Raw genomic sequence first — 18,254 nt, forward strand, 5'->3', positions numbered from 1 at the left:
ATTGGAGTCGAACACCATTGACCGTCAGCCCTGCACTGTTTCCTCCACTGCAACGGGTTGCTTTGACCACACTCCAGGTCAACTTGGGCTATCGCTGCAATCAAAGCTGTGCCCATTGCCACGTCAATGCGGGGCCTACCCGCACCGAAATGATGGAGGCGGAGCTGTTAGAGCTCATCCCTTTGGTGCTTCGTCGGCATCGCATTGGCTGTTTAGACCTCACCGGCGGGGCTCCGGAATTACACCCTGGCTTTCGGAAGCTGGTGGCCGAGGTGCGCTCGGCTGGGATAGCGGTGATCGACCGCTGCAATCTCACGATCCTGAATGAACCCGGCCACGGAGACCTTGCTGAATTTTTGGCGGAGCAGGGTGTTGCCGTGACGGCATCTTTGCCCTGCTACACCGCAGACAACGTTGATCGTCAACGCGGTGATGGTGTCTTCGATCGGAGTCTTCAGGGCCTCCATCAACTCAATGCTCTGGGCTACGGCAGTGGCGATCCAGAACGGCAACTTGATTTGGTGTACAACCCGCTTGGCGCGGCACTCCCTCCACCCCAAGCCACTTTGGAAGCCGATTACAAGCGAGAGCTAGCCCGACTCGGCATTCGATTTGATCGACTACTCACGTTGGCCAACATGCCGATCCAGCGCTTTGCCCGACAACTGGAACTGAAGGGTGAATTGGATGACTATTGGCAAGTGCTCGAGCAGGCGCACAATCCCACCAACCTTGAGACGGTGATGTGTCGCCAGCTTGTGAGTGTTGATTGGGAGGGTTCGCTTTATGACTGCGACTTCAACCAACAGCTGTCATTGCCTCGCCCAGGCGTGATCCGTCACTTGCGTGACCTTCTTGAAGTTGAGGTTGACCTCAGTGGCGATTCAATTCACACCGGACGCCATTGTTTCGGCTGTACGGCTGGTGCCGGATCAAGCTGTGGCGGTGCTCTTCAAGCCTGACCAACGCAGCTGGGCATGATGGTTGATTGAAGAAGTCGTTCAACGCATGGTGTCTCTCCGACTGATGATCAGTGCCTGCGCTTTGGTGCTCCTCGGTGCAGCCGTGAATGCCCAGAACGATCAGCCCAAGCAGGCAATGTTTAAAACCGAAGCTGAGGCTCAAGCTGCCGCCCCAGGGTTTGGTTGTGAGGGTTCCCATCGCATGGGTGAGATGTGGATGGTTTGCGCGAATCACACCGATGCCAATTCACATCACGGACATTGATTCAATGAAAGGAGATGGTGATTGCGCTAGCAATCGAAAGCGCATTGCCATCGGTGTTGCACCGATGGGAACCATTGCCATTGGGATTGTGCCGATGGGCGTGATCTCGATCGGCGTGGTGCCGATGGGGGTGGTGTCGATTGGTGTGGTCGCCATGGGTGTGTTCAATGCCGCAATCGTGGGCATGGGGTTGATCGCGGTGGGGTTCAACACCATGGGCGTCTTAACCGCTGGACCCATGAGCATGGGCTTGATTCAAATCCGTTCCACTACAAATCCTCGCTATCTCGCTTACCCCTCACGGGAGCAGGCTGAAGAACAGGCCGCAAAACTCGGTTGCCACGGTGTTCATCGCATGGGTGACCGTTACTGGATGCCCTGCAACGAGCATCCTCAGTAATGAGTTGTTGTCAGGTCTGACAGTCAGTGCAGATGGCTCTGACATTCAGGCTTGATTCAATCAATTTGAAGTTCAATTTTTCTGCTGCTTCTGCCCCAGCGGCAAGAATTGACTCACTCTCAAATTCTTCGGTGCGTCCACAGCGGATACAAACCACGTGGTGGTGGTCTCTGTGGTCATCGTCGGCTAATTCAAATCGGCGTCCCCCCTCACTGAGTTCCAGCTCTTGCAGAAACCCCATGTCTGCGAGCAGACGGAGGGTTCGATACACCGTGGCTAGGGACACTTTGAGTTTGAGATTCACCAGTTGCTGATGCACCTCCTCAGCGCTGAGGTGGCAGCCGGCACCGCGCAGTTCAAAAAGTTCCAGCACCCTTTTGCGCTGGGGGGTGAGGCGCCGTCCGCCTTGATGCAAACCATCTTCGAGGGATCCGTCCTCAGGATTTTGTGCTGAAGACGGCGACACCCGGAGTTGAACAGTTGTTCTCAATAGTAACGACTAATGAGAGTTCTCACCATGAGCTAATCAACTCGTGTTGATGACGCCATGACTTCTGTGATCCGGATTTCAGGGGTAATTGATGCCCCCTTGAAACCGGTGATACGGTCCAGATGTTCGTTTGTTTTGGGCTGAATGGAAACCCATGTGCTCACATTCACCATCACGAAACCATTCAGCGAATGGGTGAAGACCTACGACGCATCAAGTCCGCTCCAAAAAATGGCTGGCATTTCATCGCTATATCGCGGGGTGAGTCCGGATGACCCCACCAAAATTTGTGCTGTGATGCAGGCCAAACCCGGTGTCATGGCCCAATTTATGGAAGATCACAAAGACACGATTGCCGCCTCGGGGCACGTCCTGGAGAGCACGGTTGATCAGGTTTTTGTGGATGCCTAATGGCGTGGGTTGCAGCGAAGGCTTGGACGAGCCAACGGGCCGTTGGGGGATATCGCCATTTTCAGCTCGTGACCCAAGGCGGCAAGGGGGATCAGCGCTGGGTCGAGCTATCGGCTGTTCTTGACCCTGCCCATCGGGAACGTGTTCTGTGGCGTGACCTCAACGATGCCAAGCACTGGTGCAGTGGTTGGCAGCAGATTGTTGAAAACGACGATGACGTTGTTAACCATCAACACGACGTTAAATCTGCTGAGGCTGTGGAGTGACGATGTTCAGTTCATGCGCTGTTGCGACTCTCGAAATGCTTCAAGTTTGTCGATATCTTTTTCCTCATCGATGGTGTAATCAGTGAGAATTAAGGCCTTCCCGATGGTGCCAAGCGCGTATTCGATTCGATCTAAATAAAGCCTTCCGTCTTTGTTTTGTCGTGCTGCTCGGATCACTTCAGGTTTTAGTTGAGTCGAGAGATGTTCGATGGTGTCAGCAATCTCGCGAGCTTCGATCAGGGGACTATTTGGATCCATTGATTCGACATTTTCACGCATTCATCTTGACAGAGTCCTTTAAAAACCCTGCACCATGGGTCGTTGATTGGACAAGGAGATATTTCCCGTGGCTTGTGGTCTTGGTGGACCAGGAATGGCTGTTGCATTGAAGGCCAAGGACCACCGTTCACCGTCTCCACGAAAAGGCATCACGGAATGAGGTTGCCAAGCAGGAAAGATATAAAACTCTCCAGGTACAGGGAGGACGTAATGGGCCATACCTGTACGGAACGACTGCAAATGCCACTCTTCAGGACCGTGAAAACACAGTTGTCCGTCAAAACTGTTGGCAGTGATCTGGGGGGGAGTTTTTAAGAAAATCACCCCCGAGAAGCTGCCGCCGTGGGTATGGGTGGGGTTGTAGTCCCCAGCAATTTGGCAATTCAACCAAAGATCAATGAGCTTTAGCTGGTAGTTCCCAGCACCCCATGGTCCACGACCTTGGGGTGGCTGACGGTCGATGACATGGCGGATCCAGCGCTCGCATCCGGGTAAAAGGTGATCTCCGATCAAGCTCCGCACACCTGGTTGCCCAGGTTTCAGCTCCCGCTGTTGCGTGAGCTGACCGGCCAGTTTCAAGGACGCATCAGGATTGCCCTCCGGGTTTTTCAACACCTGGGCCCCCAATGCCAAAAGCTCCTTCAGCAGGGGAGTTGGCAACTCACCCTTGAGAATGGAACGTGGGAAAAGATCAACAACTTCCATGGGTCCTTCTCGTGTTCTCAACGCATCGTGCCAGCGTTAGACGCGTCTTGATGTCCATGTTGATGGTCTCGATCCGTTCGGCATTCTTGCTGGCCGTTCTGTGTGTTGTTGGTTGCACGCCTTCAGCGGAAACGCGATCTCCGCAATTGGTCAAAGTTCCACAAGAGCAGAGCCTGAACGCAGTTGTTCTTCCTGGTCAAGCGGGGCCCACATCAGATCGGCCTAAGGGAGAAACCCTTCGCCTCACCATGCGGAGAACCAACGACGTCTTCCCTGATGGCAACAGTGTTTGGCTTGTGGAGTTGCATGGGGAGGGATCCCTATTGGCCCGTTGGAAAGCGGCAAGTGGGATTGCGCAACGTCAAACCGCTGATCGGTTGTGGAGTCCAGGAAATGCTTCACCGTTACCGGCTGGAACGTATCAACTTGGTACCCCTGAACCTTGGGGGGATGATATTTGGTTTGATCTTCAGCCTCATTTTGAAACCACGCGTAGCGCCTTAGGGGTTCACCGTTGCTATCCAGGTACCGGGTGTATCTGTATCCCCAATCGCACTGATATTGAGGCATTGGCGGCTTGGGTGAGGGCCTCAGGCTTGCGTGAAATTACGGTCAGCAATTGATACTCTGAGTTAATTGATAACCCTGGCTAGGACAAAAATATTTAGGTTATTTATAACTGGTGCTTAAATCTTGCCGGTTCTTGACGCATCTCTATCGTTTTGCTGAGATTTTTGATAATTAGAATTCCCTTGGATTTGATGGTGTATTGTCAAATTATATTTTGAATTTCAATCATCGTTATTTGTTGCAGCCTTAGCAATTTCCTGTCTTTATTGACAGGTTGAGGTATTCAATTAATCTTCGGGTATGCCCTTGGTGTTGCAAAAAGGTCTGCTTGCCATATGAGAAAAGCTTTGTTGACATCATCTGAGCTCAGATTTGCGCTTAAAAGCTTTGCGGTGAAAATATGTCTATTTTTTGTAATCGAGTTTTTGATATGTCAGTTTGATGATTCACGTTATGCCTGTCGGCTTGTTGCGCGTGGATTTCTCCCTTCACTTTTCGTGTTTGCGTTGATGGATCTGCTGGTGATTCCTCGGTTACGACGCCGTATTAGAGCCCACTGATCAAGCCAAGATGATGGCGGGTTTTCCCCCATACTTAAGACCTCATAAAGAAATCATGTTCCTGTAAAATAATTCTTTTAATGCGCTGTGAAAAAAATAATAGGTCCCATTCGTCGAGCTTCTATTTATGGATCTGTGAGTTATCTCGGTCTGGTATTAATTAATAACAGTAACCTTGATCTTCCAAGTTTGTGGATCGCTTATCTCCCAATGTTTATCGCTGTCTATGCCCTAACTCAATGGCTTGACCGTCGTTTTGGTTGATTGACACTTCAAGGACAATTCGCCCTGAATCAACCACTACTGCTGTGTTTGTTTGCTATTTTAAACTGAAGAGTTCTTATCCATGAAGAGAATACGCATTCGCCACTCCCCAAACAGCAAGTGCGGTAATCGTTGCAAAAACAACAGCTGTCCACGCCGCGAGCTCAGCCTGTTGCCCTTGGTTTTGCGAAGCCTGAAGACGACGTGCCATGGAGATTGATTTCAACTCTCCAGGTTTGGCTCAGGATGATGTCTCAATTCAAGGAATGTGATCAAATCAGAACGCTGTTGGAAGGTTGATCTTGATGGAATCGCTGTTTGCGCGGAGCACTTCCATCCTTTCATCCACGAACGAGAGAGATGATGGAGAGGGCATGCCAAAGCGTGGAATGGCTGATGACTTCAGTCGTGAGTCAGGCTTCCCGTCGGATGGGTATTGGCGCTATCGAGCTTCATAGGTCGTCGATAGATCCCATCTAAACAAGATGACGGCAGTGAAGACATTGCATACATGCCTAATGGATCGACTTGACGTTAGATAAGGGAGCTCAAAAAACTTGTTGATACTCAATATTAGGTTTAATACTGTTACAGTAAATCCAATGATTTTTGCAAATGTTATTTAATGAAAATCTTGAGTTATTTGCCAAGTCTTGTGCCTAATTGATCTTTTTAGTGCGATCTATGATTGATCTGTCTGTTCAGATTTTAATTTAGCAACAGCATCATTTTCGGCTCGCTCTTTCAATATTCTTTTGGAAATGCTCGCCACAGTGATGCCTTGTTCATTTCGTAAAATCACGGAATCAATGCCTGTCGTACTTTTTGATAAATCAATATCTGAGGCCGATTGAATTTTGCCAGTGCTTATGGCGAATTGAATGGCAGTGCTGAAAGGATTTGTGTCTGCCATAGCGGAGATTGACCTGTGGTGAATAACTCTAATTGATCAAAGCCGAGAGCGTCATTTTCGGTGCCGTTGTGTCTTGCCACTTCTATTGGTGCTGAACGTTTAATGCTGACGTTGGCTGGTGTGGTTTGAAGTTGAATGCTCTGCTAGATCAGCGGCAGCATTTGTAAATTCTCTGCCGATCTGGTGTTCGTGCAACTTCTTTGCATTCTTCTCGATTTGGATTGGTTGGAGAGATGACCGTGAAGCATTCTGCCGCTAAAGAGCCAGTTCCAGTGATTGCTAGCCCGGCTATGGCATAACTGATTAATTTGATCATTTTGTTTGAAAAATTGATTTCATATTAACAGCTATAGCCTGCGAGATTAGTTTCTTGTTGTGAGTTTGGTCCAAGTTTTTTGATTTGAATCACCCGCCCACTGCCCTTGGCTATTCGGTACTTTTTCAAGGGTAATCACTGCGCCTGCAAAAATAATAATGAGTGGAGCCAGCTTCCAGCCTTGATGACGATTTGTTTTTCGAAAAATGCAGCGTGACATTACCCGCTAGGACTTGTTTCCATAGCTTTAGGTAAAGATGCCAGGGCTGGACTATGCAGCAGCTGTGTAAATGCTTTGAATCGGCTGAGACTTAACGGGACGATTCAGGTTTTTCAATATCGCGGCGAATCAGTGCCAGTAGGTATGAGGGGGATTTGTAACGGGTCGGTAGGCAGCGATTCAGGGTTTCGAGATGACCCCAACACACTGTGCGTTCAATTTCTTTGGCTGATTTTCCCTGTTGTAGCAAGCGCCTTAATGCCTTGCAGTACATGGGATAGCCCGCCTCGAGTTCGCCGATGGTGAGTTTTGCCTGAGGCATCGGACCGTCTCATCCACCAAAACAACTTATGCGTTCGTCGTTCCAAGAAAGTGAAGCTGTTTTGCTTCTTGACGAGGGGGTGCAGGTCGTTGTTTGTCTATCTGCACCCCCACTGATTTGGTGTTTCAGTGGTCAACGTCGAGTGTCATCCCATCCATGCGACGCAATCGATTTCGACCCGTGCACCTTTCGGAAGCGCTGCAACTTGAACACAGGCTCGGGCTGGGCTAACTCCGTCACCAAACATCTCCGCATAGATGGCGTTGACCGTTCCAAAATCGGCGAGATCAGCCAGAAAGACGGTGGTGCGCACCACCTGTTCCGCAGACGCTCCAGCTTCGCTTAGTACGGCTTTTAAATTTTTTAAAACCTGATGGGTCTCGGCCGCAACATCGCCATCTCCCACCATGACCCCTGTGGCTGGGTCAAGAGGGATCTGTCCTGAGCAGTACAACCATCCTCCAGCTAAGACAGCTTGGTTGTAGGGGCCAACGGGCGCTGGAGCCGCTGTGGTGGTGATGGCTTGATTCGGCATGGCGGGACAGCAGAGCAGAATGGGGTTAAATCATCGCGTTCCACTGTTGGAAAGGGTCTCAGGACCGGTTGAAATCCGAGGCCTCTGGCATCGCTACAAGGAGTCGTCGAACGACTGGACCCTCCGTGGCATCAATCTCGAGCTCCAAGCAGGGGAGCTTGTGGGTTTGTTGGGACCCTCAGGTTGTGGAAAGACGACCCTTTTGCGATTAATCGCAGGCTTTGAACGGCCTGAGCAGGGATCCGTTCATCTTCAGCACCGCATCGTGGCGGGGGGACAGCACTGGGTTCCGCCTGAGCGCCGAGGCGTTGGCATGGTGTTTCAGGACTATGCCCTGTTCCCCCACCTCACGGCGTGGCAAAACGCTTGCTTTGGCTTGCGTCCAGGTCAAGACAACAGTCGCGCAATTTGGTTGCTTGATCTCTTGGGCCTCCAGGGGCTGGAGCAGCGCTATCCCCATCAATTATCGGGTGGGCAGCGTCAACGCTTGGCGTTGGCGCGTGCTTTGGCTCCAGCCCCTCAGGTCGTTCTTCTTGATGAGCCTTTTTCCAATCTCGATGTTGAAGTGCGCCTTCTTCTTCGCAGTGAATTGGCTTCGGTGTTACGAGTGTGTGGAGCCAGTGGACTTCTGGTGACCCATGACCCTGGTGAGGCCCTCGCGATTTGTGATCGTGTCGCTGTGATGCGGGATGGGGTGTTGCACCAGTGCGCCACTCCAAGGGATTTGGTTGATGATCCCGCGACCCCTTTTGTGGGGCGTTTTGTTCTCCAGGCGAATTTGATTCCTGTTTGGCCAGAGGCAGATAACCGTTTGCACTGTTGCCTTGGCAGCCTTCCTGTGCCGTCGAAGTTGTCGTTGAAGTCTTGGCCCGACGATGCAAGTCTGTTGGTGGATCCAGCAGCGATCGCCTTGGAGCCTGAGCCGGAGGCTGAAGCCTGTGTGATGGGCCGTGAATTTCAAGGCCATGCATGGCAACTCCGGGTTCAAGCGGCTGAACAACAGCTGCGTGTCACCCAGCCCCTTGAGCACGACTACAACCGCGGTACACGCTGTCGTCTTGGTTTTCGAAAGGGCGCCAAGGCCATGCTGTTCCCCCAGCGCATCAGCTTGAACGCCAATGATCCTTATGACTCCTGAGCTCGGCGAGTTGTTCGGCCGTTTCAGCCTGCATAAATAAGTTGGTGCGTTTTTCAGCACCAATGCTTGAGGGAAGACTGAGATCTCCGCGAGAACGCAGTGCCTTCACTGTCTGGTGGCGTGTTGTGATTTGAACGTCGTTAGGACGTTGCTCCGTAGCCCAGCGCAAATTGGCTTCGGTGTACTCATGGGCGCAGCACACAAGGGTTTCATCCGGCAATGCCGCGAAGCGTTGGAGTGCTCGATACATGTCCTGAGCGGAGCCTTCAAACAACCGCCCGCAGCCGCCTGCAAAAAGAGTGTCACCACAAAACGCCAGCGGTCCAAAGCTGGGGTCTTGGTCGTCGTCGTTCCGAATGATGAACGCGATATGGGCGGAGGTGTGGGCCGCCACATCGATCACCTCAAGGCGCCGTCCCAGAAGGTTGATCACATCGCCATCGGCAACGCCCCTGGTTTGCAACGGAATTCTGAGCCGATCGGCAGTGGCTGCGACGACCTCCGCCTGCGGCCATTCGCGCAACAGGTCTGGGGTCCCGCCGATGTGATCAGCGTGATGGTGGGTTTGCAGGATCGCCCTCAAGCACATCCCGTGAGCGTTCAACCACTGATTCACTGGCTCCGCTACTGCTGGATCCACGACGACGGCGTTCTTGCCTCTGGCCCAGATCCAAATCACGTTGTCTTGTAGGACTGGCAAGGCATGAAGTGTGGAGTGCATCGTTAAAGTCCTGCCTGGTTTCCTGGTCAACGCTGGACCCATGATTACTGTCGCGTTGGCTAAGGGTGCGCTTCTCAAGGACTCCGTGGCGCGTTTCGCTGCAGCGGGTCTCGACTTCTCAGCCGTGCTGGACAAAGACAACCGGCAGTTAATGGTTCCGACCCCGTGTGGTCGCGCGCGAGCACTGTTGGTTCGAAATGGAGATGTGCCCACCTATGTGTCTTATGGACAGGCTCAGCTCGGGGTTGTCGGATACGACGTCTTGAAGGAGCACCAGTTGCCAGTGGCACAGTTGGTGGACCTTGGTTTTGGCGGATGTCGGATGTCCGTTGCCGTGAAAGCCAGTAGCGGATATCAACGAGCCTTGGATTTGCCAGCCCACTGCCGCGTTGCCAGCAAATTCACGCACTGCGCCAGGGAATACTTCGATTCACTCGACCTTCCGGTCGAATTGGTTCATTTGAACGGCTCCGTTGAACTCGGTCCGATTACAGGAATGTCTGAAGCGATTGTTGATCTCGTTGCAACGGGCCGCACCTTGCGGGATAACGGCCTGGTTGAAATTGAGGAGTTGTTTCGCTCGTCGGCTCGATTGGTGGGACACCCCCTGTCCATGCGCCTCGATGACGGTGCGTTGACCGAAATCGTGACGGCGATTCGCGCCGTTGAACCATCGAAGGGAGAGGCTTGATGGGAGCCGGAGCTGATTGGAAACGGGTTCGGCGTCTTGGTCGCTATTTGGCTCGAGATCGCCGTCGTCTCTTCGTCACCCTTGCCTTGCTCGTGCCCGTTGCACTGGCTGGGTCGATCCAGCCATTGCTGGTTGGTCAGGCGATCAGCGTTCTGCGCCGCGAACCAAGCCTTCCATGGCTTTCGGGATTGTCGGTTCCTCAGGCGATTCAAACGATCGTGGGTCTCCTGTTGATCTCCGTGTTGTTGCGCCTAGCCCTTCAGGGAATTCAGTCGTTCAACATTCAGGCCGTTGGTCAACGGCTTACGGCTCGGATTCGAGACGATCTATTTCGCCACGCCCTTTCGCTGTCCCTTCGTTTTCACGACAGCATGCCGGTGGGCAAGTTGCTCACCAGGTTGACCAACGATGTTGATGCCTTAGCTGAGGTTTTTGGGAGCGGGGCTGTTGGGGTCCTCGGCGATTTGGTGAGCCTGACCGTGATTGCCACCACCATGCTGCTGATTGAGTGGCGCCTTGGTTTGTTGCTCCTTGTCACCCAAGTCCCTGTCACTTTGTTTGTTCTGTGGCTGCAGGGGCGTTACCGGAAAGCGAATTACATGGTGCGCGAAGAGCTGTCCCAGCTCAATGCTGATTTCCAGGAGAATCTTCAGGGGCTTGAGGTGGTTCAGATGTATCGCCGGGAGCAGGTCAATAGCCGCCGTTTCTCCCGCACCGGAGCCGCCTATCGCAGTGCGGTGAATGGAACGATTTTCTTTGACAGCAGCATCTCTGCGTTTCTCGAATGGGTGGGCCTCGGAGCCGTTGCTTTGGTGCTGGCCCTGGGCGGCTGGATGGTGACCAACGGGTCGATGGGGTTAGGCACACTCACCACATTCATTATTTATGCCCAGCGGTTGTTTGATCCCTTGCGACAGTTGGCGGAACGATTCACCCAGATTCAGGGGGGATTGACCGCGGTGGAACGGATTGGGGAGTTGATGGAAAAGCCCCTCGAGATTGTTGAAGCCCGTGACCCTCAGCCCTTAAACACCCTGGGTGCTGGTGAATTGATTTTTGAAAATGTCAGTTTTTCGTATCGCCCCGACGATCCGATTCTGCGGAACTTGTCCTTTCGGATTGCTCCTGGGGAGCACGTAGCCCTCGTGGGCCCCACAGGATCGGGAAAATCCACCGTGATTCGATTGCTGTGTCGCTTGTACGAACCCCAGGAGGGGCGAATCCTGCTCGATGGTCGCGATATCCGTTCGATTTCAACGGCGGATCTCCGTCGCCAGTTGGGAGTCGTGCTTCAGGACACCTTTTTGTTCAGTGGCAATGTTGCTGACAATCTGCGTCTTGATGCTGAGGTGAGTGATGAACAGCTTCAAAGAATCTGTTCAGACTTGGGACTGGATGAGCTGCTTCGACGGCTTCCTCAGGGGCTTGCAACAGAGCTGCGTGAACGGGGAGGCAACCTCTCCTCCGGAGAACGGCAGCTGTTGGCTGTGGCCAGGGTGGCGATTCGTAATCCAACGGTGTTGGTGATGGATGAAGCCACGGCCTTTATGGATCCCTCGACCGAAGCAACGTTGCAGCGTGATCTCGATCGGTTGCTGCAAAAGCGGACTGCTGTGGTGATTGCGCATCGCCTCGCCACCGTCGAGGCCTCAGATCGCATCCTTGTTTTAAAAGCTGGAGAGTTGATTGAGCAGGGCACCCACGTGGAGTTGCGAGCCAACGGTGGGTTGTATGCCCAGTTGGCTGACCTTCAAGAACGGGGGCTCGCCAAGCTGTGATGCCCTCGTTGCAAGTGCCTGCAGAGCCACTCCTGCAGCAATACGGCGAGGACGCAAGGTTGTGTACTTGTGCGAATGATCAGCTCACCCTGGTGTTTAGTCAGTCGCAACCCTTTGATCTCATCGAGCTTGAGCAGTTGCTCGAAGCTGTGGGATGGAGTCGCCGCCCTGCCCGTCGTGTGCGGAAAGCGTTGTCAAACAGCCTTCTCAAGGTGGGCTTATGGCGCCATGACCCCAGGGTTCCTCGGCTTGTTGGTTTCGCACGGTGCACGGGAGATGGCGTTTTTGAGGCCACCGTTTGGGATGTGGCTGTCCACCCCCTCTATCAAGGCAACGGCTTGGGCAAACAGATGATGATCTATATCCTCGAGACCCTGCATCAGATGGGCACGGAACGGGTGAGCCTGTTTGCTGATCCAGATGTAGTCAATTTCTATCAGCGTCAGGGGTGGGATCTTGAGCCTCAAGCTCATCGTTGTGCTTTCTGGTACTCCAATTAGGGATGGATCAACGTCGATAAATTTGAATTAATTGTTCGGCGTCCTCGCCGTTTTTCCAGCGTCGTCTTAGCTGAGCATTGCTCCAGGCTTGGTTCAAAACGCCGCGACGGGTCCAGCGTCGTGCGCTTGTGGTGAGGGCGCACCCCAGGGCACCAATTCGACTGATCTGTTGCAGCCTTTGGATGAGGTCGACATCTTCCATGAGAGCTAAGGATCGATAGCCCCCAACGCGTTCGTACAGGCTGCGGTGGATTAAGAGACCTTGGTCTCCATAGGGCATCTGGCCCCAGTGGCTGCGAATCGCCACACACCATTCCAGCAGCTTCAACAATGGCCGGCGTTGATCGACGCGGAAGTCAAAGGCCCAAGCCTGTTGATGTCCCCGCGCCATGCTGAGCACCCTTTGGACGTGATCCACCCAGTGCTGGCTCAGCCGACTATCGGCGTGCAACACCATCAACCAGCTGTGCTGAGACAACTGCAGACCCCGTTGGAGTTGTTGTCCTCGACCCTGCACAGGGCTTTGCACAACCTGGGCGCCTCCTTGGTGGGCCACCTGAATGGTTTTGTCCGTACTGCCTCCATCCACAACAATGATTTGGAGGGCATCGGGCCACCGCTGGAGATCTGCCAGGAGGAAGGGGAGGTGCCGCGCTTCATTGAGGGCGGGAACCACCACGGTTAACCCTGCCAAGGCCTGAGATCTGCCAGGTGATCGAGATCATTCCGCCGAGCGATCAGGGCAGTGGTGAGTTGGTTTTGTGCCGCTTGAGCTTTTGTTTGTTCGAGCACATTCGCCTTCCCCCAGGGAATTCCCCCTAGAGGCCAGTGTTGTGGGCGTGCAAGAAGTTTCCGACCGAAACCAATCAGCCAGTAGCCGCCATCCTCTGCGGGACCGAGCACAAGATCGTTGCCTTGAAGGCTGGTGATTGCCGCTTGCAGGTCGTTGCTGTTTAGGTCCGGAAGATCCGTGCCGATGAACAGGGTGCTGCGGTCCGTGCGTTGGCCCAAAAGGAGTTGGCGTTTCATCCTGCAGCCCAAGTTTCCGCCCCCTTGTAATTCCACGTGGGTTAGGCCGAGTTGCTCTCCCCAGCGCCGGGCGGCGCTGGGGCCAAGGCCGTCGATGGCCAACGTGGCTGTGATGGTTCGGGACGCTGCCATCGACGTCACCACGGAGGCCGTGTGACGCGTGAGTTGACGTTGGATACGCATGGCGCTTTCCCCCGCATTGAGCACCCCAGCGCAACCGCTCAGGTCGTGGTTGAGGCGTTGCTTGCACCGGTTGGCTGCCGGCCAGCGAGCCATCACCACGATCCGTGGCATCTCAATTTTGACGGGGTAATTCTTTGGGCAGCACTTCAACTGAGATTTCATCGCCATCGCGTCTCAGTTTGAGCTGCATGGGTTGCCCCACCTCGCCGCGGTCAACGGCAAGCTGAACTTCCGTGGGGTTTTGTACTGATTCGCCGTCCACATAAAGAATCAGATCGCATTGGCGAATGTCTGCCTCCGCAGCAGGTGTATTGGGTACAACCTCCACGACCAGAACCCCGTTGAGTTCTGGCACGTTGCAGCTGCTGCCGGTGGCATTGATCTCTCGGGCGAGTTGGGGGGTCAGGCTCCGCAGCTGAACTCCAATAAAGGGATGTGATGCCTCCCCCGTGCTCACAATCTGCTGGGCGATTCGCTTCGCCAGATTGACGGGAACGGCAAAGCTGAGTCCTCCCCCTGGGGCTGTTCTGATCGCCGTGTTGATGCCGATTACCTGGCCAGCAGCATTGATAAGCGGCCCACCGCTGTTGCCAGGATTCACGGCTGCATCCGTTTGGATATATGGAACGCGTTGGCCTTCTCCCACGGCGTTGGTTCGGTCGACGGCGCTGATAATCCCGGCCGTGACGGTGTTGTTCAGGCCAAAAGGATTACCGATGGCGATGGCCCATTCACCGGGCTTCAAGTCATCGGAGTTGCCGAGGGATGCCACTGGCAGGTTTTCGGCGACGACCTTCACCACTGCAACGTCGGTGAGGGGATCGCCCCCAAGCACCTTGCCTTTGAAGCTTCGCCCATCGGGAAGGGTGACGGCCACTTGGTCGGCCCCTCGAACGACATGTTCATTGGTGAAAATCAACCCATTGCTTCGCGTGATGAAGCCTGAGCCCTGTCCTTGCTGTCGCTGGGTCGAAGGGCCGATTCCAAAAATCCCGCCCAAAGGATTATTGACTTTTTTGACCACATCAATTCGCACCACGGCGGGCCCCACCCTGTCCACCGCTTTCACAATCACATTCTCGCGAGCCTGGAGTGGGGCACTGCGAGGTTGGTCATTGACAACGGGTGGAGCCAATTGAGGGGGTTTGGGACCCAACCCCAGTTGGGACTTGATCAAACCGCATGAGGACAGGCTTGTCCCGATCAGGGCCAGTCCGATCCAACGAATGAAAGTTGGCATCACGGTTTTTTCGATGCTGATGAACCTAAGAATGCCGCAGCCTCACAACATGCGTAGATTCAACCTCCAGGAGCGCGGCGATTTCGTGGAAACGGGAGACGAGCTCTGGACCAAGGTTCGAAAGGGGTTACAGGACAAGCTCTCCAAGCCCACCTTTGAGACGTTCATTCGGCCAACGGGCTGCAGCAGCTTCAGCAATGGTGAGTTGAAGTTGTTGGCTCCCAACCCCTTCACCAGCATTCGATTGCGGGAGCAGTTGCTGCCCACCATCGCTGAAATGGCAACCAGCATCAGCGGTCGATCGGTTCAAGTCACCGTTCTGGCTGAAACTGCATTGCCCAAGTCGGAGTTCGTTGCCGATGCGGCGGCAGTGGAACTTACAGATGTGTCTGAACCTCGTCGGGAGTCAGCCCCAGCCCGCCCTAGTGGACAGCGCCGCTATCTGCCAGCGCTGAATCCCCGCTACGTATTCGGCCGTTTTGTGGTGGGTCAAAACAGCCGCATGGCCCATGCGGCTGCGTTGGCTGTGGCAGAGGCCCCTGGACGGGAATTCAATCCACTGTTCATTTGTGGTGGCGTTGGCCTCGGCAAAACCCACCTGATGCAGGCCATTGGCCATTACCGCCTCGAGATCGACCCCGGGGCTCGGGTGGCATACGTCTCGACCGAAACGTTCACCAACGATTTGATTCAAGCGATTCGTAAGGACGGCATGCAGGCCTTCCGTGATCGTTATCGCGCGGCTGATTTGATCCTGGTTGACGACATCCAGTTCATTGAGGGGAAGGAATACACCCAAGAGGAGTTCTTCCATACGTTTAACGCTCTGCATGAAGCAGGACGTCAGGTGGTGATTGCCAGTGATCGTCCTCCCAGCCAGATCCCGCGTTTGCAGCAGCGGCTGATTTCTCGGTTTCAGATGGGTTTGATTGCGGATATCCAGTCCCCCGACCTGGAGACGCGAATGGCGATTCTTCAAAAGAAGGCGGAGCAAGAACGGATGGCCCTGCCTCGGGATTTGATCCAATACATCGCTGGTCGATTTACCTCCAATATTCGTGAGCTGGAAGGAGCTCTCACCCGAGCAGTGGCGTTTGCCTCGATTACAGGCCTGCCGATGACGGTGGAGTCGGTCGCCCCAATGCTTGATCCCACCGGACAAGGCGTGGCGGTGTCTCCTCAGCAGGTGATTGAAAAAGTGTCCGAGGTCTTTGATGTCACCGCGGAGGAGATGTGCAGCAGTACTCGCCGTCGAGCCGTGAGCCAGGCGCGTCAGGTGGGGATGTACTTAATGCGTCAGGGCACCGACCTAAGCCTTCCTCGCATTGGCGACACCTTTGGGGGGAAAGACCACACCACGGTGATGTACGCGATTGAACAAATCGAGAAAAAATTGGCGTCCGATCCGAAGCTGGCCGGTCAGGTTCAGAAGGTTCGCGACTTGCTGCAAATTGATTCACGAAGCAAGCGTTGACTCACGAGTCAGGCTGTTTTTCACCTTTCCATCCGGCCATATTGCGGGCGCTTTCTGAGCACACCAAGCGTCTGGCGGGGGCGAGTGCAGGCTCCAATTGACGCGAACTAAATGGCGGTAGTGGCCGTTGGCGGAGCCAGGCAGCCCAGCGAAATTCGTGATACGGAATATGGGCTTGAGGTTTGATCAACCCCTCTTGCTTGAGCTTCCAGACCAAGCTGCGATAAGGGTCGTCTTCCAACGTCAGCAGTGAACGTGGCAACTCACTGGGATGACGTGGACCCTGTCCACGACTGTCGTAGAGGTAAAGCCATCCTTGCGTCTGCAAATAAGTGATCGCCGCCGTTGGATTTTGATCATCAACCTCAGCAATCACATATCCCCATGTGGTGGCTTCAGGATCGATGCCGAGCAGAGATCTCAGCCTGTGATGCCGATCCACCATCCAGAGCGAGCCGGCTGCATTGCGCACCATTGGCACAGGCTTTTTGCGGAGATAGTCCAGGCGTGTTTGGCGACTGTCACTGGAAAAATCAACTTGCCGTGCCCAAACCTCGGCATAGCCAACGCACCACTGCGTGGGGCGTAAAGCTGCCACAGAAACTTCCACCAGCGGCGTGTCTGGCGTTGGCTTTGGAATGTTCTGGTAAACCGACAGTCGAAGCGACACGCCTCTGTTGCGACCCTTCTGACCACTATGGCCGAATCAAAAAAGCCCTGGGGTCTTGATCAAAACGATTTCGCAGCCCCAGCGGTTCCCCCTGTTGTGGGCCATCCATGGCTGCTGTTGCTTCTAGGGCTTGGCGGAGAAGACGCCCTGCGGGTAAGGGCATATCACGTGGAATTGAGATGCGGTCGCGTAGATAGCGCAGTGATGCGGCAGAACCTTTCGGTGGTTGGCACGCTGCTCCGGTAATGAGTCGGGTGAGTGCGCAACGCAATGGCAGGTCGAATCTTTGGCTGCCGGATGGATTGCGTTTTAGCAGCTGGTCGCGATGGCGTATCACTCGAGATAAGGCAAGGGCCGCTTGACCATGGAGTGTGTCGTCGGGCCAAATCGCTTCGTCGTCACCGAGTCCATCGCCACGGTCGATCTTGGCTGCAAGCTCGGTGGAAAGTTCCGAATTGTCCGACCAACAACCTCCCATTTGGGGTGGTAGATCATGGACATGGGTGTGCATATCGCTCTGGGTTCCGCGGTAGGTCTCCAGGGATTCAAGAGCACGAAACCAGCGATCGATGTTGGGGTGTTCCCGCCGCAATCGATAGCCCTTGTAGTACGCCAACGAGGCGTTCATTCGTTCCACGTACGGGACAAATAACAAATCAACGGTTTCGGGTTGATCGCTGCGCAGCCAGGGGCCAGGTGTCGTATTGAGCTCTTGTTCAAAGCGCTGGGCCACCGCTCTGAATTGCTCTTGGGCTTGGTGTTGCTGGCGAGACGTGAGCCCTGGACTACAGAGCCAGATGCACCAAGCACGAAACAAGAGCCGCTCTAAATGTCTAAGTTCCAAAGAATCTGAGTCGGTCATCGCACCGCCCAGGGGCCCAAACTGTTGCTCAAGAGCAAGCAAGATCACATCACTTTCTGTGATCAATTCTCCGTTGAGCTCCAAGGCAGGGAGCATTCCTGAGGGAATTTTTTTTAGAAACCAAGGCTCCTTCGGTCCATAGCAACGCATGGTCACCTTTTGGATTTTGTAGGGAATTCGCTTGAACTCCAACCAAAGCCAAATCTTTTGGCAGTAGGGACACCAGGCGTGATGATCCCTGAACAGCGTGACTTGCACACTGTTTGGGTCATTGCCGAATAAACGAAGGTCGGCTTGGGCGTTGGTGGGTCCTTGCACACGTTCCTGTTCGGCCATTGCGTGCAACGTCAGCTCGTCCCAGCTCAGGGGGGTTGTAGGGACTGATGTAGCTGTGGCTGATGAAACGGACATCACAAAAGTGCAAACAGCGCGTTGAATCCCTTGGTCCGTTGGTTCTCAGCCAATCGGCATGGAGGGCGTCACTCTGACG

The 18,254-nt window shown here is 54.1% G+C and carries 24 protein-coding genes; 11 read left to right on the forward strand and 13 right to left on the reverse strand.

What is annotated here, in order from left to right:
* The first annotated feature begins 17 nt into the window (after nt 1–17).
* Genes arsS through SYNCC9902_RS04375 form a run of 3 tightly spaced genes read left to right on the forward strand, consistent with a single transcriptional unit; the run spans nt 18 to nt 1,627 of the window.
* Nucleotides 18–962 carry an arsenosugar biosynthesis radical SAM (seleno)protein ArsS gene (gene arsS, locus SYNCC9902_RS04365; RefSeq protein WP_011359670.1) on the forward strand — a complete coding sequence of 315 codons (945 nt, stop codon included), beginning with the start codon at nt 18–20 and terminating at the stop codon, nt 960–962.
* A 46-nt stretch (nt 963–1,008) separates the two neighbouring features.
* Nucleotides 1,009–1,227: a DUF3721 domain-containing protein gene (locus SYNCC9902_RS04370; RefSeq protein WP_232179266.1), complete on the forward strand. Its 219-nt coding sequence runs from the start codon at nt 1,009–1,011 to the stop codon at nt 1,225–1,227.
* Between the two features lie 4 nt (nt 1,228–1,231).
* Nucleotides 1,232–1,627, forward strand: a complete 396-nt coding sequence (locus SYNCC9902_RS04375) for a hypothetical protein (RefSeq protein ID WP_011359672.1) — start codon at nt 1,232–1,234, stop codon at nt 1,625–1,627.
* A gap of 10 nt (nt 1,628–1,637) precedes the next feature.
* Here SYNCC9902_RS04375 and SYNCC9902_RS04380 read toward each other — a convergent pair whose 3' ends face one another.
* Nucleotides 1,638–2,093, reverse strand: a complete 456-nt coding sequence (locus tag SYNCC9902_RS04380) for a Fur family transcriptional regulator (protein ID WP_011359673.1) — start codon at nt 2,091–2,093, stop codon at nt 1,638–1,640.
* Nucleotides 2,094–2,261: 168 nt separating this feature from the next.
* Here SYNCC9902_RS04380 and SYNCC9902_RS04385 point away from each other — a divergent pair, with 168 nt between their 5' ends.
* Entirely contained in the window at nt 2,262–2,528 is a 267-nt protein-coding gene (locus SYNCC9902_RS04385) for a DUF3764 family protein (protein ID WP_011359674.1), read from the forward strand.
* Nucleotides 2,528–2,794: a TIGR02450 family Trp-rich protein gene (locus SYNCC9902_RS04390; protein WP_011359675.1), complete on the forward strand. Its 267-nt coding sequence runs from the start codon at nt 2,528–2,530 to the stop codon at nt 2,792–2,794. Before SYNCC9902_RS04385 ends, SYNCC9902_RS04390 begins: the two co-directional genes overlap by 1 nt.
* Before the next feature lie 6 nt (nt 2,795–2,800).
* Here SYNCC9902_RS04390 and SYNCC9902_RS04395 read toward each other — a convergent pair whose 3' ends face one another.
* Both SYNCC9902_RS04395 and SYNCC9902_RS04400 read right to left on the reverse strand, forming a co-directional pair.
* A complete protein-coding gene (locus SYNCC9902_RS04395) occupies nt 2,801–3,052 on the reverse strand; it encodes a hypothetical protein (RefSeq protein ID WP_041425346.1) in 252 nt (83 codons plus the stop codon).
* A gap of 39 nt (nt 3,053–3,091) precedes the next feature.
* Nucleotides 3,092–3,778, reverse strand: coding sequence for a putative 2OG-Fe(II) oxygenase (locus tag SYNCC9902_RS04400; RefSeq protein ID WP_011359677.1), 687 nt, complete (start codon nt 3,776–3,778; stop codon nt 3,092–3,094).
* 50 nt (nt 3,779–3,828) lie between these two features.
* On the opposite strand from SYNCC9902_RS04400, the gene SYNCC9902_RS04405 reads away from it, so the two are divergent.
* Complete coding sequence (locus SYNCC9902_RS04405) at nt 3,829–4,401, forward strand: hypothetical protein (RefSeq protein ID WP_071818401.1); 573 nt, start codon at nt 3,829–3,831, stop codon at nt 4,399–4,401.
* 847 nt (nt 4,402–5,248) lie between these two features.
* Here SYNCC9902_RS04405 and SYNCC9902_RS12930 read toward each other — a convergent pair.
* From SYNCC9902_RS12930 to SYNCC9902_RS04420, 4 genes are all read right to left on the reverse strand, one after another.
* Nucleotides 5,249–5,383, reverse strand: coding sequence for a hypothetical protein (locus SYNCC9902_RS12930; RefSeq protein WP_255346183.1), 135 nt, complete (start codon nt 5,381–5,383; stop codon nt 5,249–5,251).
* A gap of 471 nt (nt 5,384–5,854) precedes the next feature.
* Nucleotides 5,855–6,085, reverse strand: a complete 231-nt coding sequence (locus SYNCC9902_RS04410) for a hypothetical protein (RefSeq protein ID WP_041424906.1) — start codon at nt 6,083–6,085, stop codon at nt 5,855–5,857.
* Between the two features lie 627 nt (nt 6,086–6,712).
* Nucleotides 6,713–6,943, reverse strand: a complete 231-nt coding sequence (locus tag SYNCC9902_RS04415) for a DUF3136 domain-containing protein (protein WP_009790089.1) — start codon at nt 6,941–6,943, stop codon at nt 6,713–6,715.
* Between the two features lie 145 nt (nt 6,944–7,088).
* The gene (locus SYNCC9902_RS04420) at nt 7,089–7,478 is read right to left on the reverse strand and encodes a RidA family protein (protein ID WP_011359680.1); all 390 of its coding nucleotides are present in this window, start codon (nt 7,476–7,478) and stop codon (nt 7,089–7,091) included.
* Here SYNCC9902_RS04420 and SYNCC9902_RS04425 point away from each other — a divergent pair.
* Nucleotides 7,477–8,616 (forward strand): ABC transporter ATP-binding protein, encoded by a 1,140-nt coding sequence (locus SYNCC9902_RS04425; protein WP_041424908.1) that lies wholly within the window; start codon nt 7,477–7,479, stop codon nt 8,614–8,616. The two genes, SYNCC9902_RS04420 and SYNCC9902_RS04425, sit on opposite strands and share 2 nt — an antisense overlap.
* Here the strand turns inward: SYNCC9902_RS04425 and gloB are convergent.
* Nucleotides 8,582–9,337 (reverse strand): hydroxyacylglutathione hydrolase, encoded by a 756-nt coding sequence (gloB, locus tag SYNCC9902_RS04430; protein WP_011359682.1) that lies wholly within the window; start codon nt 9,335–9,337, stop codon nt 8,582–8,584. The genes SYNCC9902_RS04425 and gloB overlap by 35 nt on opposite strands.
* 40 nt (nt 9,338–9,377) lie before the next feature.
* On the opposite strand from gloB, the gene hisG reads away from it, so the two are divergent.
* From hisG to SYNCC9902_RS04445, 3 genes are read left to right on the forward strand one after another with little or no spacing between them, the layout of a single operon-like run.
* The gene (gene hisG, locus SYNCC9902_RS04435) at nt 9,378–10,028 is read left to right on the forward strand and encodes an ATP phosphoribosyltransferase (RefSeq protein WP_011359683.1); all 651 of its coding nucleotides are present in this window, start codon (nt 9,378–9,380) and stop codon (nt 10,026–10,028) included.
* Nucleotides 10,028–11,806: an ABC transporter ATP-binding protein gene (locus SYNCC9902_RS04440; protein WP_011359684.1), complete on the forward strand. Its 1,779-nt coding sequence runs from the start codon at nt 10,028–10,030 to the stop codon at nt 11,804–11,806. Before hisG ends, SYNCC9902_RS04440 begins: the two co-directional genes overlap by 1 nt.
* Nucleotides 11,806–12,306: a GNAT family N-acetyltransferase gene (locus tag SYNCC9902_RS04445; RefSeq protein WP_049749423.1), complete on the forward strand. Its 501-nt coding sequence runs from the start codon at nt 11,806–11,808 to the stop codon at nt 12,304–12,306. The genes SYNCC9902_RS04440 and SYNCC9902_RS04445 overlap by 1 nt, the downstream gene beginning before the upstream one ends.
* A 7-nt stretch (nt 12,307–12,313) precedes the next feature.
* Here the strand turns inward: SYNCC9902_RS04445 and SYNCC9902_RS04450 are convergent, their stop codons facing one another.
* From SYNCC9902_RS04450 to SYNCC9902_RS04460, 3 genes are read right to left on the reverse strand one after another with little or no spacing between them, the layout of a single operon-like run.
* Entirely contained in the window at nt 12,314–12,985 is a 672-nt protein-coding gene (locus tag SYNCC9902_RS04450; RefSeq protein ID WP_232179267.1) for a TIGR04283 family arsenosugar biosynthesis glycosyltransferase, read from the reverse strand.
* 2 nt (nt 12,986–12,987) lie between these two features.
* Nucleotides 12,988–13,629 (reverse strand): TIGR04282 family arsenosugar biosynthesis glycosyltransferase, encoded by a 642-nt coding sequence (locus SYNCC9902_RS04455; RefSeq protein ID WP_011359687.1) that lies wholly within the window; start codon nt 13,627–13,629, stop codon nt 12,988–12,990.
* A gap of 1 nt (nt 13,630) precedes the next feature.
* Nucleotides 13,631–14,758, reverse strand: coding sequence for a trypsin-like peptidase domain-containing protein (locus SYNCC9902_RS04460; protein WP_011359688.1), 1,128 nt, complete (start codon nt 14,756–14,758; stop codon nt 13,631–13,633).
* Nucleotides 14,759–14,807: 49 nt separating this feature from the next.
* Here SYNCC9902_RS04460 and dnaA point away from each other — a divergent pair, with 49 nt between their 5' ends.
* Complete coding sequence (dnaA, locus tag SYNCC9902_RS04465; RefSeq protein ID WP_049749480.1) at nt 14,808–16,232, forward strand: chromosomal replication initiator protein DnaA; 1,425 nt, start codon at nt 14,808–14,810, stop codon at nt 16,230–16,232.
* 1 nt (nt 16,233) lies between these two features.
* Here dnaA and SYNCC9902_RS04470 read toward each other — a convergent pair whose 3' ends face one another.
* Nucleotides 16,234–16,902 carry a ParB/Srx family N-terminal domain-containing protein gene (locus tag SYNCC9902_RS04470; protein ID WP_011359690.1) on the reverse strand — a complete coding sequence of 223 codons (669 nt, stop codon included), beginning with the start codon at nt 16,900–16,902 and terminating at the stop codon, nt 16,234–16,236.
* Between the two features lie 25 nt (nt 16,903–16,927).
* Nucleotides 16,928–18,175, reverse strand: a complete 1,248-nt coding sequence (locus SYNCC9902_RS04475) for a glutathione S-transferase family protein (RefSeq protein WP_011359691.1) — start codon at nt 18,173–18,175, stop codon at nt 16,928–16,930.
* Between the last annotated feature and the right edge of the window lie 79 nt (nt 18,176–18,254).

The sequence above is a fragment of the Synechococcus sp. CC9902 genome, from assembly GCF_000012505.1.
In the GTDB taxonomy this organism is placed as follows: Bacteria; Cyanobacteriota; Cyanobacteriia; order PCC-6307; family Cyanobiaceae; genus Parasynechococcus.

Coding starts and splice junctions, on each gene's coding strand:
- SYNCC9902_RS04370 (WP_232179266.1), top strand. CDS start 1,009: ATGGTGTCTCTCCGACTGATGATCAGTGCCTGCGCTTTGGTGCTCCTC.
- SYNCC9902_RS04375 (WP_011359672.1), top strand. CDS start 1,232: ATGAAAGGAGATGGTGATTGCGCTAGCAATCGAAAGCGCATTGCCATC.
- SYNCC9902_RS04385 (WP_011359674.1), top strand. CDS start 2,262: ATGGAAACCCATGTGCTCACATTCACCATCACGAAACCATTCAGCGAA.
- SYNCC9902_RS04390 (WP_011359675.1), top strand. CDS start 2,528: ATGGCGTGGGTTGCAGCGAAGGCTTGGACGAGCCAACGGGCCGTTGGG.
- SYNCC9902_RS04395 (WP_041425346.1), bottom strand. CDS start 3,052: ATGGATCCAAATAGTCCCCTGATCGAAGCTCGCGAGATTGCTGACACC.
- SYNCC9902_RS04400 (WP_011359677.1), bottom strand. CDS start 3,778: ATGGAAGTTGTTGATCTTTTCCCACGTTCCATTCTCAAGGGTGAGTTG.
- SYNCC9902_RS04405 (WP_071818401.1), top strand. CDS start 3,829: ATGTCCATGTTGATGGTCTCGATCCGTTCGGCATTCTTGCTGGCCGTT.
- SYNCC9902_RS12930 (WP_255346183.1), bottom strand. CDS start 5,383: ATGGCACGTCGTCTTCAGGCTTCGCAAAACCAAGGGCAACAGGCTGAG.
- SYNCC9902_RS04410 (WP_041424906.1), bottom strand. CDS start 6,085: ATGGCAGACACAAATCCTTTCAGCACTGCCATTCAATTCGCCATAAGC.
- SYNCC9902_RS04415 (WP_009790089.1), bottom strand. CDS start 6,943: ATGCCTCAGGCAAAACTCACCATCGGCGAACTCGAGGCGGGCTATCCC.
- SYNCC9902_RS04425 (WP_041424908.1), top strand. CDS start 7,477: ATGGCGGGACAGCAGAGCAGAATGGGGTTAAATCATCGCGTTCCACTG.
- SYNCC9902_RS04420 (WP_011359680.1), bottom strand. CDS start 7,478: ATGCCGAATCAAGCCATCACCACCACAGCGGCTCCAGCGCCCGTTGGC.
- gloB (WP_011359682.1), bottom strand. CDS start 9,337: ATGCACTCCACACTTCATGCCTTGCCAGTCCTACAAGACAACGTGATT.
- hisG (WP_011359683.1), top strand. CDS start 9,378: ATGATTACTGTCGCGTTGGCTAAGGGTGCGCTTCTCAAGGACTCCGTG.
- SYNCC9902_RS04440 (WP_011359684.1), top strand. CDS start 10,028: ATGGGAGCCGGAGCTGATTGGAAACGGGTTCGGCGTCTTGGTCGCTAT.
- SYNCC9902_RS04445 (WP_049749423.1), top strand. CDS start 11,806: ATGCCCTCGTTGCAAGTGCCTGCAGAGCCACTCCTGCAGCAATACGGC.
- SYNCC9902_RS04455 (WP_011359687.1), bottom strand. CDS start 13,629: ATGCCACGGATCGTGGTGATGGCTCGCTGGCCGGCAGCCAACCGGTGC.
- SYNCC9902_RS04460 (WP_011359688.1), bottom strand. CDS start 14,758: ATGCCAACTTTCATTCGTTGGATCGGACTGGCCCTGATCGGGACAAGC.
- dnaA (WP_049749480.1), top strand. CDS start 14,808: ATGCGTAGATTCAACCTCCAGGAGCGCGGCGATTTCGTGGAAACGGGA.
- SYNCC9902_RS04475 (WP_011359691.1), bottom strand. CDS start 18,175: ATGTCCGTTTCATCAGCCACAGCTACATCAGTCCCTACAACCCCCCTG.